Below are 15,100 nucleotides of genomic sequence, written 5' to 3'. Positions count from 1 at the left end.
CACAGGCAACGCGCCGCATAATCAAACCAACCAGATGAGCCAAACTCTCACTTAGTTTAGGCCGCCTTTGGACCCAAAAACTCTGCCGACGCACACTATCGACAATGCACAGCGCACAGGATCGTAGCGATACGTCTAATCCGGCAAAATATTCCATATTCTATCTCCCTTGCTCACAAGCCATCTTGTGATTTTAGCGGGAGCTCGACCTCAAAACACAGGGGCCCAATTACGCATGCTGTCAGCCCTTCTACAACATTCGTGCCGGATGCAGCATGACGTGCCTATGGGGCGCAAAGGGCAGATTGCAGACCCTCTCTGCTATTCGCAGGAGACCCAGCTATGACTACAAACAGCTCTATTTCTTTAAAATCAAATGAACGCCCCGAAACCAGAATGTACTATAAACATCAGCGGCTGTTTCGAGCTTTGCATAACCGTCAGCTAAGAAATGTTCTCGGCTGACGGTTTAGTTGCATCGTCAGAGTTCACTAGGAGCGCGAGTCGAGACGAGGCCCTTTCGTATGACTACTCAGCTGCTTGAGGAGTTGGAGCTGTCCAAGTATTAGCCACAAAAGCAACATCCAGGTCTGTTTCGGCGATGTGGTTGGTGTAGTTCGACAACGTCTTGAGAGCGGTGCCAAGAATTGCTTCCAAGATTGTTTGTTGCGTATAGCCCGCCGCCAGAAACGCTTCAATTTGCGTGTTGGAAAGCCAACCGCGGCTCTTGTTTAGTGCAATGGTAAATTGGCGTAACGCTTCCAATTTACTGTTAGCAATAGGTGTATTGTTTCGTAGTGCATTGATCACGTCATCTTTAACGCCTCCCATTTGAGAAAGAGTGGTGTGAGCTGCCATGCAGTATTCGCAGCCGTTTAGGCGATTATTCGTCATCAGAATGATTTGGCGTTCGGTTTCTGAGAGTTCGGATTTCCCAAAAACTCCTGTGAGGGTTGTGTAAGCTTCTAGTATAGTCGGCGCCTCAGCCATAGTGGCATAGAGATTTGGCACAAAACCATAGGCCTTGAGAGCGTTTTGAAGAATTGGCTTAGCTGCGGCTGGCGCCGAGTCCAAAGTGTGAGTGGTGAAAGTGGTCATATTCGCATCCGTTTTGAAATTTCGAGCCTTGGTAAAAGACAAAAGTAGTGCGCAACGGCTTTCTAAGCTTGAGAGCCGCCGCAGCTTACTCAGTCGATAAATCAGAGGTCGCTCACTGGCGAATGCACGATCTCTGGCCACTTGGCGTTTGCACCCTCGATCACCGCATCTTTATCTTCTAGGTATTTTGCAAAAATCGCGGCATTTACGAAAAGGTACAGTTTCCCGTCTGCGATGTCGGCATAACGAACATCACCGTCGAGCTTTTTGCCAACAAATACGCCAAAGGCACAAAAGCCGCCGAACTGGGGAAGGAAGTTCTCTGGATCGGCATCGAAACTCTTCTGAGCTTCGGTCGTGCCAAAGTAGTAGTCCACGCCGTCATGGCTAGATGTATAGGCCGCGTCGCCTGCAACTGGAGCGACAGCTTGGAACATCGAAACTGGGTCAACGCCATGCATCCCAAGAGGGTTTCCACTGAGGCTGAGACCATTCGAGACGTTGTACTCATCCGCGGCGAAAGCTGGGGAAGCTAGAGCAAGGGTTAATGCGACGGCTGAAGCGTTAAGAAACGATAAATTGTTCATGATTTTCTCTTTCATTGGTTGTTGAGGGCACGGCAACGCAAAGCCATTTCTGGCAACAAAAACACCGCCGTGCTGCTGGTAGGTTGTTGGCTTCAAGGAAGTTTTCTTTGGCTTGAAAAATACCCTTTATCAGGCTGACTTCGCGATCCGATCAACGGCCTCATCTGTCCACCAGAGACCGTTTGCGACCATGCGGAAATTGATCAGCGCAGCGAGGTAACCATCCCCTTCGGGCACTTTCGCACCGGCGGTTGCATCACGCACCACGGCAACTTCGTACCCCAGTTCCAGCAGGTCATAGAGATGAGCCTGTGTGCAAAGGTTTGCAGACATGCCTGCAAGGATGACCTTATCGATGCCGCGTTTGCGCAACTGGAGGTTCAGGTCATTTTGAGCAGGGCTATAGACCTTGTGCGGGGAACAGACGATGGTTTCGCCATCCTCGATGTACTTCTTGTATTGCGGCATCCAGTCAGCACCAGAACCCTCGAAATTGTCGACGTTGAGAGGCCCAAGACGATCAAACATGCCAATGGAATGCATGGTCGCTTCCAGTGTGCCTTCAAAATTCCACTTGTGGTCATGTGGGTAGTAGTAGTGAGGGGAGATGAACACTGGCATGCCCGCAGCTTTTGCAGCAACAAAAAGACGCTCGATGTTGTCCACGGTACCTTGTTCGGTCACGCTTTCGCCAACCACACCCCAAGTCACGCCATCTTCGGACAAAAAGTCGATCTGGGGATCAGTGACAACGAGTGCTGTCCGAGCTAGGTCAATATCCATGTCGATCTGTGGCAGGCCAGGAGATTTGGGATCTGCGTAATAGGCGCGAGCCTCATCGGTTGCGGCGATTGCGGCCCCACCTGTTACGGCAGCCGCACCTGCGGCAGCTGCACCGGCGGCACGTGTCATCAGGCGGCGGCGCGCCATATCGACCCGCTCGGGCGTAACATCGCAGCCGCAGCCGTTCTCGTGGTTATGATCGTGGTCATTCATAGTATAGTTCCTTCGCTTGAGTGGTAGCGACATGATTTGAAGTCATACCGCCGGGGTGATTTGGTAATGGCCTATGGTCGAGGCATGCCTCCGCCACCCCACCTGCGCCGGGCGCAATTGGACTGTAGGAAACAGTGATTTGGGGCGTGTGCGGCTCCTTTAAGACAAACGCCTGATTAAGACCGATGTCCGTTGGAGAAGTGCGTAGTTATGTCATGAGGGCCAAGGCCGTGTTGGAGCCCAAGGGGATGAACGATCCGCCTGGCATGATAATCAGCAGTGATAGCGCGCCAACAGCCAGTGCAGCAGCAACGGCAGCAATCAGCATGCCCGCCAATCCGGTTGTATCGTACAGACCTGTTTGGGGTGTCTTCCAAGGAGTAACGCCGTCATGATTGATAGACATTACTCGGGTCGTTGTGCTGCCCTTACTCATGGCAAACGCCTTTCTCTTTAGGAGAGAGGTTCTGGCAGCGCGTTTCATTGTCTCTCACTGCCCGTGCTCTCCGGTGATCTTGAGAAGACATTACGTCAGTTACAGGAAGCCAGTATTGGCCAATTCTGCCACGATCTTAACCAAACCTGCCATAGAGAGAAAATGTACGGATCAAACCGCTGAGAATTGCTGCCTGAACTGAGCTGGGGCCTTACCAACCCACCGTTTGAACGCACGCGAGAACGTGCTCTGCTCCGAAAAGCCGGTCAGAAAAGCAATCTCGGCAATTGAAACAGTGTCATCTCTGAGCAAACCCTGTGCAAGAGATAACTGAGCCTTCGCAAGCACGTCGCGAAAAGTTAGCCCTTCCTCTGCCAAGCGGCGATAAAGGGTGCGTTCGCTCATTCCCATGTCGCGGGCGATTTCAGCAGCCTGAGGCACGCCATTACTGAGCATCGGAGTCAGGTTATGCAAAAGTGTGTCGCTAAATGAGGGCGATTGATTGATTGATTTAATTTCAGCTTCGAGATGCCCGGTCAAATATTCCGAAACCGCTTTGTCACTGAGAAGGTTCGCCAAGTCTAGCATTTCTGGCTTCACAGCGATTGCATCCCGATCTGCATCGAATTTGACGGGACAGCCAAAATGCTCTGAATATCTTTCAGTCTCACACCGGCAAGAATGGCGAAACGATACATATTCGAGAACAAGGCCCGGCCCTACAAAACGATGCATATTACGGGCAAATCCGGCAAGAGCACATTCATTGCGAAGCTCAAGTGCCGCCCGATGCTGGGTCTGTCCTTGGAAAACCCAAAAAGCACGGTTTTCATGTTCATCGAGTTGGTAAACCGCTGTATCCGTAATAAGGCGAAAATATCGCTCTACACGTTGAAGCGATGCTCGCAATGTTGGGGCGGTTCTAATTGCTAGCCCAAGGACGCCAAGATCATCCGTTTGAATTGACGATGCATAAGCTTCGACGAGCGCAACTTCATCAGGCTGAGTTTCTCGGATCCAATCGATTAGATCAAAATAGTCTGTATCCACTATTTGACCATCGACTTCGCTTGATACGCGAAATACGACGCTGCCATCAGAAAGCAGCGCACCGTCATCTGTTAGCGTCATCCCGGCCGCTTTGGCCATTGCGCGGGCGAATGCACTGGTCACACTTGGCATATACAATATCACACATTAAAAATGTCGAATAAGACTACACGAGTAATAAATATGTTACTAGGTATCTCCCTCACATGGGAGACATATAAATGTCTTTTTATTTACAGATAGTTACAGTAATAAACTACCCTTGGCGGATTTCACCATAATAAAAACAACTTGAAGTTACCACCTGACAGGTAGATGCCAGCGCAACAGCAGCGCATTAACTCCAGGGTTAACCGCGGCTGTCGATGCATTGGATTTATGCGTTAGCGCCACTGAAATTGCGCCACCATTTTTGAAACGCCTGCCAACGGAAAAGAGACTGCGTATTTCAAAAGCAGAACCTAAATCGTTTTCAGTTTTCTTGTGGGTATAAATACCGGGCATCACACTGGTTTCAGCAAACCAGCGGTTCCCCAGCTCAACTACTCCCACCAAACCGGCCCCGAGATGCGCATCACCCGTGCCGAAAACTGAAATTGAGCCTCCCCAGCCAACTTTTAGTTTTTTTTGGCTGTAGAAAGGGGCAGTGTGATACTCTCCAGATATGATCGAGGTGTCTTTGGCTCGGTTGCTTGAAAAGTCAGCGAAACCGGAACCAAGCACCCATTCCTGCGAGTTTGCTGGTGAAATGAACACCAGAAATAGCACAAGCGTAAGAATTTCCTTCATGAATCTGTTGCCCTTGAATTAGTAGATTACGCTCTTCGGCTGAACATTTGTTCCACGAAGCCGAGATGGATAATCTTGGGATAATTCAGGTGGCAACGGCCGGTATTGGCTCAGCCTGCCAAGGGATCGGCCCTGTCTGCCAACTTTGTCGCAGCAGCTTCATTCATGAATGGTGAGTATTGGCTTGAGTGCGCCAAATACGTAACTTCAACTTCAAGAAACAACCGTTTTAGACAAGAAATGAGATTCATGTTTCCTCTGAAACGTTCTGAACCTCATTTATGGTTTATGCTGGGGTAAACCGTAAATTGAACTTGAAATGGTAATCTACTGTTTGTTGAACGCCGTTTAATTATTGCTTCTGCTTTTCGGTGAGGTCAATTACCGACTTTGTTGATGGCGTGCCGCGAAAATCGCGAGTTTTTCAACATGGCGTAATCATCATCCCACCGTTTGAAGCCACGGTAAGGTTGGGATCATACGTCATTTTGAGGAGCTAAGAGATGGAATATTTTGCGGGATTGGATGTCTCGATGGAAGAGACACACATATGCGTTTTGGGTCGCGAAGGGGCTTTGATCCGGGAAGGAAAGACTGTCACGCCCCCAAAGGCGATCAGCGTTTTTCCTGCCGGTGGGCCGGAGTGCAAAGGTGTGGTGTTTGAGACCGGACGAATGGCCCCGATGCTCTTTCACGGCCTCGTTGAACTTGGCATTTCTGTTCAATGCATTGAAAGCAGACAGGCCTATCAGGCTTTGAAGTCGTTGGCAGGGCACAAAACAGATCGCAATGATGCCCGCGGGTTGGCACATTTGGCGCGGACTGGATTCTATAAACCAACACATGTCAAATCGCTGTCCGCACATGCCGTCCGCTCGCTCATTGCTGCAAGGAAAAGGCTGGTCGGACAGCGTGTCACAATCGACAATCAGATCCGAGGGCTGGTCGTCGTATTTGGGGTGCGGCTGCCACGCGCATTGTCGCCAGCATTCAAAGACGCAGCCTTGGCAGTGAGTGACGGTGTGCCCAGCCTCCATGCCGCGTTGTGTGGGCTGTTCGCAGCACGCGAAGCCATACTGGCGGCCGTTGCGGCGATTGATGGCGACATCAAGAAGATGACCCGCAAATCCAAAGTCTGCCAGCGCCTGATGACGGTTCCATGTGTCGGTCCAATTACGGCATTAGCCTTTGCCGCAGCAATTGATGATCCGCGACGGTTCGGGAAGTCACGTGATGTAGGGGCGTTTCTCAGGCTGGTGCCACAACGGCATCAATCAGGTGAGATTAACTATACCGGCAGCATCTCGAAACGAGGCGATGTGAAAGTTCGGACGCTCGTGTACGAAGCCGCCAATGTTATGCTGACCAGATATGCAGCGCCGCTCAAGCTGAAATCATGGGCGCTGGCAATCGCCGCCCGGTCTACGATGCGAAAGGCGCGCGTGGCTTTAGCCCGGCGGCTGGCAATCATTCTTCACGCCATTTTGCGCGACCAAACCGACTTCAAAGCGACCTGAGAGCCAAAGCGCGAACCGAGGATACCTAACACCAGTTCCCGGAGGGAACGATGCCCGAGGGAGGGCGTAGGACACGGCGTGTATTCTGTAGCAGCGGCTTCAGCCAGATTGCGGTTTCAACCTTGCCGACCTACTTCCAGCCAACCCCATCATGAGCCAAGGAGCTCGAAGAGAACGAAGGCAACCTCAGACAGCGACAGCGCTCGGATAAATGCTTGACAGATTAGAGAACAGAATAAGCCCGAAGCGAACATTGGCATTTGGCACTTAGAGAAGAAGCCAACCCAAATTTCTCGCTACCATCCAGGCAGAAAGTTGTCCGTGAACCTACCTCTCAATGCTCTGTACAAGAATATCCGCGGTTACCTGCAATTCCTCTGGGGGGATTCCACCACGTACCATGACGCGAAGCCCGAAATACCCAGCTGTAAGCGATATTGCTGTTTCGCGGCGTAAGCTGACGTTTTTGTTGTAAACCGCCGAGGCCGTCAGCGCTTTATCAAATAATGCAGTGGTATCTTGGATGCCCACACATACTGTTTGCATGGTGGCGTGATCCTCACCCGCATGATCAATTGCAGCGTTGCAGATGAAGCAACCCAAGCGATCCCCGTCTCGAACAGGTGCAAGTATCGCGTCAAACATGTCGCGAAACCTGTCTCGTGCCGTTGTGGCCTGGAGAAACAACGTTGCCAGTTTGACAATGTCTTGGTCGCGGTAAAGAGCCAAAGACTGCTCATACATGGCGTCCTTGTTCCCGAATTCCCGGTAGAGCGATTGCTTTTTTAGACCCGTGGCACTTTCCAAATCCTGCATCGAAGTGCCGTGGTACCCCTTTTCCCAGAAGGTTTTCTGCAGGGCACGTAAGGCGACATCCGGGTTAAATTCCTTTGGCCTAGCCATTTGTTTCAGCTCCTCTCATGTATGTTACCGATCAGTCCATTATTATTATTGACCGAGCGGTCCGAAATGCCTAAATCAGTTTTCACCGGCAGGCAAGAGCCTGAGGGTGCATCCAATTTCAATCTTGTAGCTGATGCATGCATTCACATTCCTTCGCCTATTGGGGATGAAGACCGCATTCGGAGAAAACGTAACATGACCATTGCAACCGACTTCCCGCTCAAAGCAGATCACGGCATTAAAATTCAAGAACTGGCCACCAAAGGCCTCTTCGCGTCACTGATACTGGTGTTCCTGTGGTTTGGTGGCATGAAATTCACCGCCTATGAAGCTGGGGCAATCCGCGGGCTTATTGAAAACTCACCCTTCCTCGGCTGGCTCTATGCTGGGCTGTCGGAACAAGCCGTTTCCATTCTGTTTGGGCTTGCTGAACTGACCATTGCCGGCCTGCTGGCAGCCCGGTTCTTTGCTCCGAAGCTTGCGGTGTTTGGTGGCATCGGTGCAGTAATGACCTTCCTTGTCACGCTGAGCTTCTTCTTCTCGACACCCGGCGTCTTCATTCCAGAATCCGGCCCCCTGGCAATTTCAGTGGTCCCTGGACAGTTCATTCTGAAGGACGCTGTGTTGCTGTTCGCGTCGCTCTTTGCCTTGGGCAATGCCCTGGCAGCACAAGAGTAATTTCGCGGATCTACTAACGCGAACCATCCGAAACGTCGCGCATTCTGGGCAGCCCCTTATCACCAGTACAAGGATGCTGCCCGGACATCGCATCCAATTATCGGCTCAATTACGGAGTAACATGACATGACAAATAAACTTAGATACGGATTTGCTGCTATGCTCAGCGCTATTGTTCTAGCGGCCGGGATGATGTCGCCCCCGGCAGTTGCTCAGGACAAGGCCGGTTGGCAGCCGAAATGGACCGAAGACGGTCAACTGGTTCTACCCGGGGGCTATCGCAAATGGGTTTACCTAGGCTCGCCTCTGACCCCCAATGGCCTAAATGACGGTGAAGCAGGGTTTCCTGAATTCCACAACGTCTACATCCAGCCGGAAGCCTTTGCGATCTACGAGGAGACTGGTGAGTTTGCAGAAGGTACGATCCTGCTAAAGGAACTCCAGTTGGTAGCGGAACCTCAAGAGGACGACGGATCTCGCTACGAGGTTTCCGGCCGAGGCTACTTTCCGGGCGCCTACAATGGCATAGACATTGCGGTAAAGGATTCCAGTCGTTTTGCCGAAAGCCAGAACTGGGGCTACTTCAACTTTGGCCACCATGCCCCGCCATATGCCGAAACGGCAGCCGCGGCACCGACCAGTGCCTGTGCCCAATGCCATATCGATAACGCCGACCGCGATATGGTGTTTACCCGTTTCTATAGGCTTCTGAACTAGGCCGCCAACGCTAGCATAAGCGGTAAATGCGGGTGCATCTTACTAGGTGACGTGCCCACTTCTCCTGAAAAATACTCGTCAAATATCGTGCTAACTCAAGATCGATCAAAGATAAGAGGCAAACCAAATGACACAGAAATTCGACATCATTATCATCGGTGGCGGCAACGCAGGGTTTGGCGTCTCTGCTGTTGCTCATGACGCAGGCAAGTCGATTGCCTTCATCGAAGAACGCGATTTTGGCGGGACCTGCCCAAACCGAGGTTGCACACCAAAGAAGGTATTGGTGGCGGCAGCACATGCGTTGCACGAAATCGAAACTGCAAACGCCCATTGCATCGAGGTGGGAAAACCAAAGCTGGACTGGTCGGCTTTGATCCGCCGAGAGAAAGCCATGATCGATTTCATTCCAGACGCCATGGGGGATCTGGCAGCTAAACGAGGCACCGTGTTTCGCGGCCGTGGTGCCTTTACCGGCCCCAATTCGGTTGAGGTTAACGGGCAGGAACTGACGGCCGACAGCATCGTAATCGCCACAGGGTCTCGCCCGCGTCAATTGCCAATTCCCGGCGCGGAATACATGATCACCTCGGACGAGGTATTGTCGGATGAAAACCAGCCGAAGGAGGTTGTATTCATCGGAGGCGGCGTTATCGCCATGGAGTTCAGCCATGTATATGCGCGCGCAGGCACCAAAGTGACCATACTGGAGGCTATGCCGCAGCTGCTGCCCCGTATGGATGTCGATACGGTGAATGTCATCAAGGCTGAAAGCGAACGCCTGGGCATTGTTATCCATACGGGCGTCAAAGTCGAAGAGATCACCAAGGACGGCGAGACCCTGAGCGTGAAATACTCAATCAACGATCAGGATCATGTCGTAGCTGTCGATCGTATCGTAAACGGAGCGGGCCGAATTGCCAACACCGATGGTCTGAACCTCGACGTTGCGGGCATCGAACATGATGGCATTGCGATCAAGGTTGATGAAATAATGCGATCAGTGTCCAACCCTTCGATCTGGGTCGCTGGTGATGCGTTGGTCAATACGCCGCAACTATCCCCCGTCGCCACACACGAGGGACGCCTGATCGGCAAGGCCATCGTATCCGGATCTGGCCAGAGCGCTGATTTCTCAGGCCTGCCAAGCTGCGTTTACACCGTTCCAGCAATCAGCACCGTTGGCCTGACCGAGGCCGAGGCGCACAGTAAAGGCATAGATTTCAGAGTCTCCAAGAACGATATGACCGGATGGTTCTCGGGCAAATCATACGCTGAATCCGCCGCCTGGGCGAAAGTGCTGATTGATAACGAAACTGATCAGTTCCTGGGCGCTCATATGGTTGGTCACCAAGGGGAGGATCTAATCCATCTTTTTGCGATGGCCATGCAGCACAAAATAACCGCCGCAGAATTCCAAGCCAGCCACTTTGCCTTTCCGACATTCTCGTCCGACGCAAAGAACCTCTTTTAGGGACAATGGGCGGTGAGGCTTACCGGTTACTTCGAACCTAAAATTTTTGGCGCTAGTTTTTCTGGGACGCCGACCCCGAGTGCTAGGATTAACTAAAGTGCTTTTCGAAGCGCTAAAACATGGCACTTCCCCAGTCTTGGGGTGGTGCTGTCAAACCGTAGAAGGCAGAGCAATATATAATGAACTCTCTTGAAAAAATCAGTTTTGGCGGCGGCTGCCATTGGTGTACCGAAGCAGTTTTCCAGGCATTGTCCGGCGTGCGTAACGTACGGCAAGGTTTTATCCGCTCAACTTCGCCGGATGACAGCTGGTCAGAGGCAGTGGAGGTCGACTTTAGTCCGGAAGAAATCTCCCTATCTGACCTGCTAACCGTGCATCTGGCGACCCATGCCAGCACGTCCAGGCACAGTATGCGCGACAAATACCGAAGCGCAATCTACACAATCTCACCCGAACAAAGTGCGATGGTCACAACAGAACTCGATAGGATCAGCGCCGCAACAGACAACGAATTTGTTACACGCGTGCTCCCTCACCATGGGTTCAAATTCTCGGAAACCAGGTTCCACAACTACTATGCTACAGACCCTGAACGGCCATTTTGCCGGACTTACATCGACTCGAAGATGGCAAAGCTGCAAACACAGTTCAGCCGGATAATGAAAGCATGAGCCTGATCTAACTTTCAGAAAATGGGCGGATTAATGCATAAGTATGCAGCTTGAGGCCTGCGTATACCCTGACGATAAAAGTTGTGATGAGGACGTCCTCTGCTGCAACTTGACCACTCATTGGGTTCGTAGCTAAGGGTCACCTCCGGCCTACTAAGCGATAGTCCGTGAACGCGATGGGTCACTCCAGACCTTTCGGCTGCCCTTCCTTCTAAGACTTTGCAAAGTCCGTTTCCTGCGCATTGCCGCCGTTGGAACTGACCGCAGCGAAGGTCAGGCCCTCCCCCTTAATGGCGAAATGTGCGTGGTGTAGCATTCGGAGCACTCACCTCTTCCATCACAGTCAAGAACGGCAATCACGTCCTGCGGCCGATCGCGCCAGACATCTCCTCGGCCAATGGAGCCAAGTAAATCCGATATGTCGTTCCGCACGCCCACCCTCCCCTACCACGCCCACACTTGATCTGGTTTTCTGTATCGCAGAGCCCCGGTGACGGAAGAAGTTTGAGAAATTGCTTCGATGGAAAGCTAACTGCTAGGTCACTTCATTGAGGCAGCTTTCGGAGCCTTCTGAGCCCAAACTCTGACTTTCTAACATCAAAATCTGTTTCTCGAACGATCGATACCCTATTACCAATAATTTTGTTTGTTGATCGCAGGTTCTCGTCATTGCAGAACGTCTGGGCGCAGAACAAGCGCAGATTGAAAAGGATAGTTTTCATTGCCGAAAAACCTCACAGGTGACCAGGACAAAACCGTCGTAATGCTGAACGATGTCTACCCATGCCCCCCAAATCCAATGGTGCCTCCACTCGGTTTGATTAAAGCCATCGCAGCCTCCATGGAAGATTTGGATCCCATTGGCCCCCAATACCTACGCGTTGACCTGCTAACGCGTTTTGAAAAAGCCGCTTTTGACGGTCATCGCCTCAAATCAATCGTGGACAATAACCCGGTAACTTGGCTGGAAACTACAGATGCGCTCAGTCAGGCAATCTTGCGGCACCTGCCTTGTGGCGACTTTTTTCTGGACAATGCTTGGGCACATTTGCAGGTTTTTTGGGATTGGATGAGTAAACGCACGAGCGTACAGACGCTCGGTCATAAGCTGGGTGAAGATGAACTCGCGGAGAAAGGTTGGGTGTATCTTCGAAAGAACATGCGCATCGAATATTTGGATCCCAGAGGCACTACTTATGACTACGCGGACCTAGGCCGGGAATGGGCAGCCTTTTTTCTCGAGCTTGAGAGGATCAGAGGCAGGATCTCACAACTCTGCCTCAGGGCTTTGGCTGAAGGCCGGGTGCTGGCGATCAAAGAAACATCTCTCGGTGGCCAGTTAATGCTTCCGGACGACTGGCGCGCGGTCACCAGTGTTCCGAGGAAAAGTGATCCGCTTCGATTTGTTCTGACTTGTGACCTGCCGGAAAGCTGGCTCTACGCCAATCTTGGCCCGCGAGGAAAGGAAGAACGTCGGAAGAAAACAGAGGCTCTTAGATGGCTGAACGGTCTCTATCAGCAGGTCCTGCCCACCGGCAAAAAGGCCACCAAGGAAGATGTTTTCCTTCAGTTGTTAAAGCGGTTTGAGATAAGGGGTACCGAATTACAGAAAGAGATCTGGAAAGAGGCCCAGATTGACGGATGGAGAAAGGGTGGTTCGCCTGGCATGAAAAAGAAGTACCACTTTGATAATGAGGGATAAACAATCGAACCAAAGGGGGTTATCGTGTCTCCCCTGCCTATTCCCAAGAGGTGTTCTCCACGAGCTTTGGTGACAGTCAAAGCAACACGAGGTGGCACCATGAAGCAGTATGAAACAGACAGGCTCCTATCCCGGGCAGATGTAGAAGAAATCTTTGGGATCTCAAAGCGGTATCTGGAGATTGCAGCGCAGCGCAAAGATGGCCCGTGCATGATCAAGATTGGCCGGTCAGTGCGCTACCGCGTTGGTGACATTCGCCAATGGATCGAACAATGTGCGGTGGCGGCCACTGCAGGTCAAGGTGCAGGATCATGACCAAGCGCCAGCCATTGGACCTGATGCAGAAATGGCTAACCCATCAGTATTGGGTACGCCAGAAGCCAGCTTTGACGCGCTCAGCTATTATTGTGCTTTCAAGGCTGCTGGATCGCCAGAACACGAAAACAGGCCGTTGCGACCCGTCGGTCATTCGCATCGTTGAAGAAACCGGTATGTGCGAACGTAGTGTGCGGGGCGCCTTCAAAGAACTGGAAACCCGCGGGGCATTGAAGCGGTACCGGGTCAATCGGCGGTCTCGAAATCAGTTCATGATCTTCTCTGTGGCCGAGTTGGATTTGCATCGAGACTTCGTGAAGCAAAACGTACAGCGCGGCGCGCCTGCAAGCCTGCAGTCTGTTGCCGCTCCCTATGCAACCAATTGCCGCTCCAACCTGCAACCGGCTGCACCCGAAACTATAAAAGAAACTATAAAGAAAAAGGGAAATGCCGAGAAAACGAGAGTGGATAAGTCGGCATCTTGCGGCAACACTGATCGCCGGGTGACAATCGAGTTCAGCCTTGGGGAGTTTGAACAAAGGATAGCGAAAGTGTTCGAGCGGGAAGGCTATGGCTACGAAGGGTTGTTGACACTTCCAGCAGCTGAGATGGAAACGGTCTTTGGGAAATTGCGCAGTGGCAGCATCTCTTTCAACCAGGCCGCTGGGAAGATGCTTGATCGGTACAGGGTGGAGCAGGATCGACTGTCAGCAGCAAAGTCTGAAAGCGGTTTGGGTCCTTCCCGGGCCCCTCCCGCATGCGGGTAATTCACACCCCATGCCCGCCAAGTGTTTTAAGTTCGATGAGTGGTGAGGTTAGGGTTGTTGTTGTTACATCGCTGCGCGTCAGCGGAGAACTGATGTTTCTAAAGCGCTGGTCAAGCAGTTGTTGTTAGGCATAGTTCAGCAAGCTGATGCGATTTGGGGAGGCGACGGATGCTGCAAGATAGTCACGGAGAGGCAAATTCTTCTTGTTAATCGCACGGATCAGCACCTCCCATGTCGTGGAGACCGGCCGAAAAGCCTGCAAATTTGCACCGACCGGCGAGAGATTGGCACAACTTGTGCCCTGCCTTAACGCAATAGACCCGCTGCCTACCGTGGCTGGGAATATCCGAAGCTCTGTGTATAACCATCAGCCCATACCGCTGAAACGGGTCATCTGTTGAACTGTTCCGGGTAAAGAATAGCGGACTGATTGCGGGCAGCACCTCAATCCCTGATGCATCGTCCCGTCTTTTCGAAATTGCGGATGGCCACCTGCCCCATCGAGCATCCCGACGCCTACTAGGCAATGCACTGGATCAATGGATGTGGCGAGCCTGTTGACCGTTACTAACACCCTCTCCTGCTTCGTTGTCGTATGTGCTAATCAGAGGAATATAATCGAGGACATGATTAATGAGCGATAAACAGTTGAAGATGGATCCAAGCTTAAATGTCTTGGGCGAAGAACTTAAACCCTGCTCTACATCTCCGGTAACAGGATTTTTTCGCGATGGCTGCTGTAATACCGGGGGTGCCGATACGGGGAAGCACACTGTTTGCTGCATAATGACCAAAGAGTTCTTGGCCTTTTCAAAGTATATAGGAAACGACCTTTCAACGCCTCGACCAGAATTCCATTTCGCCGGATTGAAAGAGGGAGATCGGTGGTGTCTGTGCGTGGATCGATGGCTGCAAGCACATCAAGAAGATGCAGCGCCGCATATCGTTCTTGAAAGCACCCATAAGAACACCCTTGAGACTGTTCCGCTAGGGGTCCTCAAGAGGAAAGCCGTAGATATCAACTGAGGTTGGCGGCTTACCTCTGGCCCATATTCAAAAAACTACCCACCACGCGCAACCCGCCGTTCTTGCCGCTTGCATGAGGAACACCAATCACGCTCGGGGCGGCCATCATACATCTGCATATATCCATCACACTCAGGGTCGGAGCAGGCGTTGCGGAAGTTCACACGAAACCAGTGACGAAACCGATGCCAAAGCCTGAGAGCTGTTTTTTTCATTTCTACGATCCCCCTAATCCGAGACGACTCCCCAGCCTGGTTCAGGCAACCCCTGCAAATGGAATGATTGCAGCAGAAACAAACCCACAGGAGAACCTTCACATTCTTGGTATGACGAACAAAAGTCCGCTCGGCTCATCTATATCAACTCTCGACATA

Annotated in this window: 16 protein-coding genes; 9 read left to right on the top strand and 7 right to left on the bottom strand. The window is 51.8% G+C overall.

The genetic code is table 11. The annotated features are described in order from the left end of the window. Window positions 1–528: 528 nt before the first annotated feature. The 6 genes from DL239_RS19880 to DL239_RS19855 all read right to left on the bottom strand — a co-directional run bounded on the left by DL239_RS19880 (window position 529) and on the right by DL239_RS19855 (window position 4,956). Window positions 529–1,098, bottom strand: coding sequence for a carboxymuconolactone decarboxylase family protein (locus DL239_RS19880; protein ID WP_167685842.1), 570 nt, complete (start codon window positions 1,096–1,098; stop codon window positions 529–531). Between the two features lie 101 nt (window positions 1,099–1,199). Next, entirely contained in the window at window positions 1,200–1,781 is a 582-nt protein-coding gene (locus DL239_RS19875) for a YHS domain-containing (seleno)protein (RefSeq protein WP_240932082.1), read from the bottom strand. Between the two features lie 33 nt (window positions 1,782–1,814). Then, window positions 1,815–2,681: a cysteine hydrolase family protein gene (locus DL239_RS19870; RefSeq protein ID WP_206188555.1), complete on the bottom strand. Its 867-nt coding sequence runs from the start codon at window positions 2,679–2,681 to the stop codon at window positions 1,815–1,817. A gap of 208 nt (window positions 2,682–2,889) precedes the next feature. Next, the gene (locus DL239_RS19865) at window positions 2,890–3,087 is read right to left on the bottom strand and encodes a hypothetical protein (RefSeq protein ID WP_167685841.1); all 198 of its coding nucleotides are present in this window, start codon (window positions 3,085–3,087) and stop codon (window positions 2,890–2,892) included. A 201-nt stretch (window positions 3,088–3,288) separates the two neighbouring features. Continuing rightward, window positions 3,289–4,299: an AraC family transcriptional regulator gene (locus DL239_RS19860; protein WP_167685840.1), complete on the bottom strand. Its 1,011-nt coding sequence runs from the start codon at window positions 4,297–4,299 to the stop codon at window positions 3,289–3,291. A 165-nt stretch (window positions 4,300–4,464) separates the two neighbouring features. Then, complete coding sequence (locus DL239_RS19855; RefSeq protein ID WP_167685839.1) at window positions 4,465–4,956, bottom strand: acyloxyacyl hydrolase; 492 nt, start codon at window positions 4,954–4,956, stop codon at window positions 4,465–4,467. A gap of 503 nt (window positions 4,957–5,459) precedes the next feature. On the opposite strand from DL239_RS19855, the gene DL239_RS19850 reads away from it, so the two are divergent. Next, on the top strand, window positions 5,460–6,473 hold the full coding sequence (locus DL239_RS19850; RefSeq protein WP_167685838.1) for an IS110 family RNA-guided transposase: 1,014 nt from the start codon (window positions 5,460–5,462) through the stop codon (window positions 6,471–6,473). Between the two features lie 327 nt (window positions 6,474–6,800). Here the strand turns inward: DL239_RS19850 and DL239_RS19845 are convergent, their stop codons facing one another. Further along, window positions 6,801–7,376 carry a TetR/AcrR family transcriptional regulator gene (locus DL239_RS19845; protein ID WP_167685837.1) on the bottom strand — a complete coding sequence of 192 codons (576 nt, stop codon included), beginning with the start codon at window positions 7,374–7,376 and terminating at the stop codon, window positions 6,801–6,803. A 195-nt stretch (window positions 7,377–7,571) separates the two neighbouring features. Between DL239_RS19845 and DL239_RS19840 the strand changes: the two genes are divergently transcribed. The 8 genes from DL239_RS19840 (at window position 7,572) to DL239_RS19805 (ending at window position 14,726) form a co-directional block, all read left to right on the top strand. Then, window positions 7,572–8,054, top strand: coding sequence for a DUF417 family protein (locus DL239_RS19840; protein WP_167685836.1), 483 nt, complete (start codon window positions 7,572–7,574; stop codon window positions 8,052–8,054). A 126-nt stretch (window positions 8,055–8,180) separates the two neighbouring features. Further along, window positions 8,181–8,771 (top strand): cytochrome P460 family protein, encoded by a 591-nt coding sequence (locus DL239_RS19835; protein ID WP_167685835.1) that lies wholly within the window; start codon window positions 8,181–8,183, stop codon window positions 8,769–8,771. A gap of 127 nt (window positions 8,772–8,898) precedes the next feature. After that, a complete protein-coding gene (locus DL239_RS19830) occupies window positions 8,899–10,245 on the top strand; it encodes a dihydrolipoyl dehydrogenase family protein (protein ID WP_167685834.1) in 1,347 nt (448 codons plus the stop codon). Window positions 10,246–10,424: 179 nt separating this feature from the next. Further along, a complete protein-coding gene (locus tag DL239_RS19825; protein ID WP_167685833.1) occupies window positions 10,425–10,916 on the top strand; it encodes a peptide-methionine (S)-S-oxide reductase in 492 nt (163 codons plus the stop codon). A gap of 721 nt (window positions 10,917–11,637) precedes the next feature. Then, complete coding sequence (locus tag DL239_RS19820; protein ID WP_167685832.1) at window positions 11,638–12,618, top strand: hypothetical protein; 981 nt, start codon at window positions 11,638–11,640, stop codon at window positions 12,616–12,618. Between the two features lie 99 nt (window positions 12,619–12,717). Then, the gene (locus DL239_RS19815) at window positions 12,718–12,933 is read left to right on the top strand and encodes a helix-turn-helix transcriptional regulator (RefSeq protein WP_167685831.1); all 216 of its coding nucleotides are present in this window, start codon (window positions 12,718–12,720) and stop codon (window positions 12,931–12,933) included. Continuing rightward, window positions 12,930–13,700 (top strand): helix-turn-helix domain-containing protein, encoded by a 771-nt coding sequence (locus tag DL239_RS19810; RefSeq protein ID WP_167685830.1) that lies wholly within the window; start codon window positions 12,930–12,932, stop codon window positions 13,698–13,700. Before DL239_RS19815 ends, DL239_RS19810 begins: the two co-directional genes overlap by 4 nt. Window positions 13,701–14,354: 654 nt before the next feature. Continuing rightward, the gene (locus tag DL239_RS19805; protein ID WP_206188557.1) at window positions 14,355–14,726 is read left to right on the top strand and encodes a DUF2237 family protein; all 372 of its coding nucleotides are present in this window, start codon (window positions 14,355–14,357) and stop codon (window positions 14,724–14,726) included. Window positions 14,727–15,100: the final 374 nt, after the last annotated feature.

The organism is Parasedimentitalea denitrificans, from assembly GCF_011813015.1.
Taxonomy (GTDB): domain Bacteria; phylum Pseudomonadota; class Alphaproteobacteria; order Rhodobacterales; family Rhodobacteraceae; genus Parasedimentitalea; species Parasedimentitalea denitrificans.
This window is presented reverse-complemented; position numbering and strand designations above follow the sequence as displayed.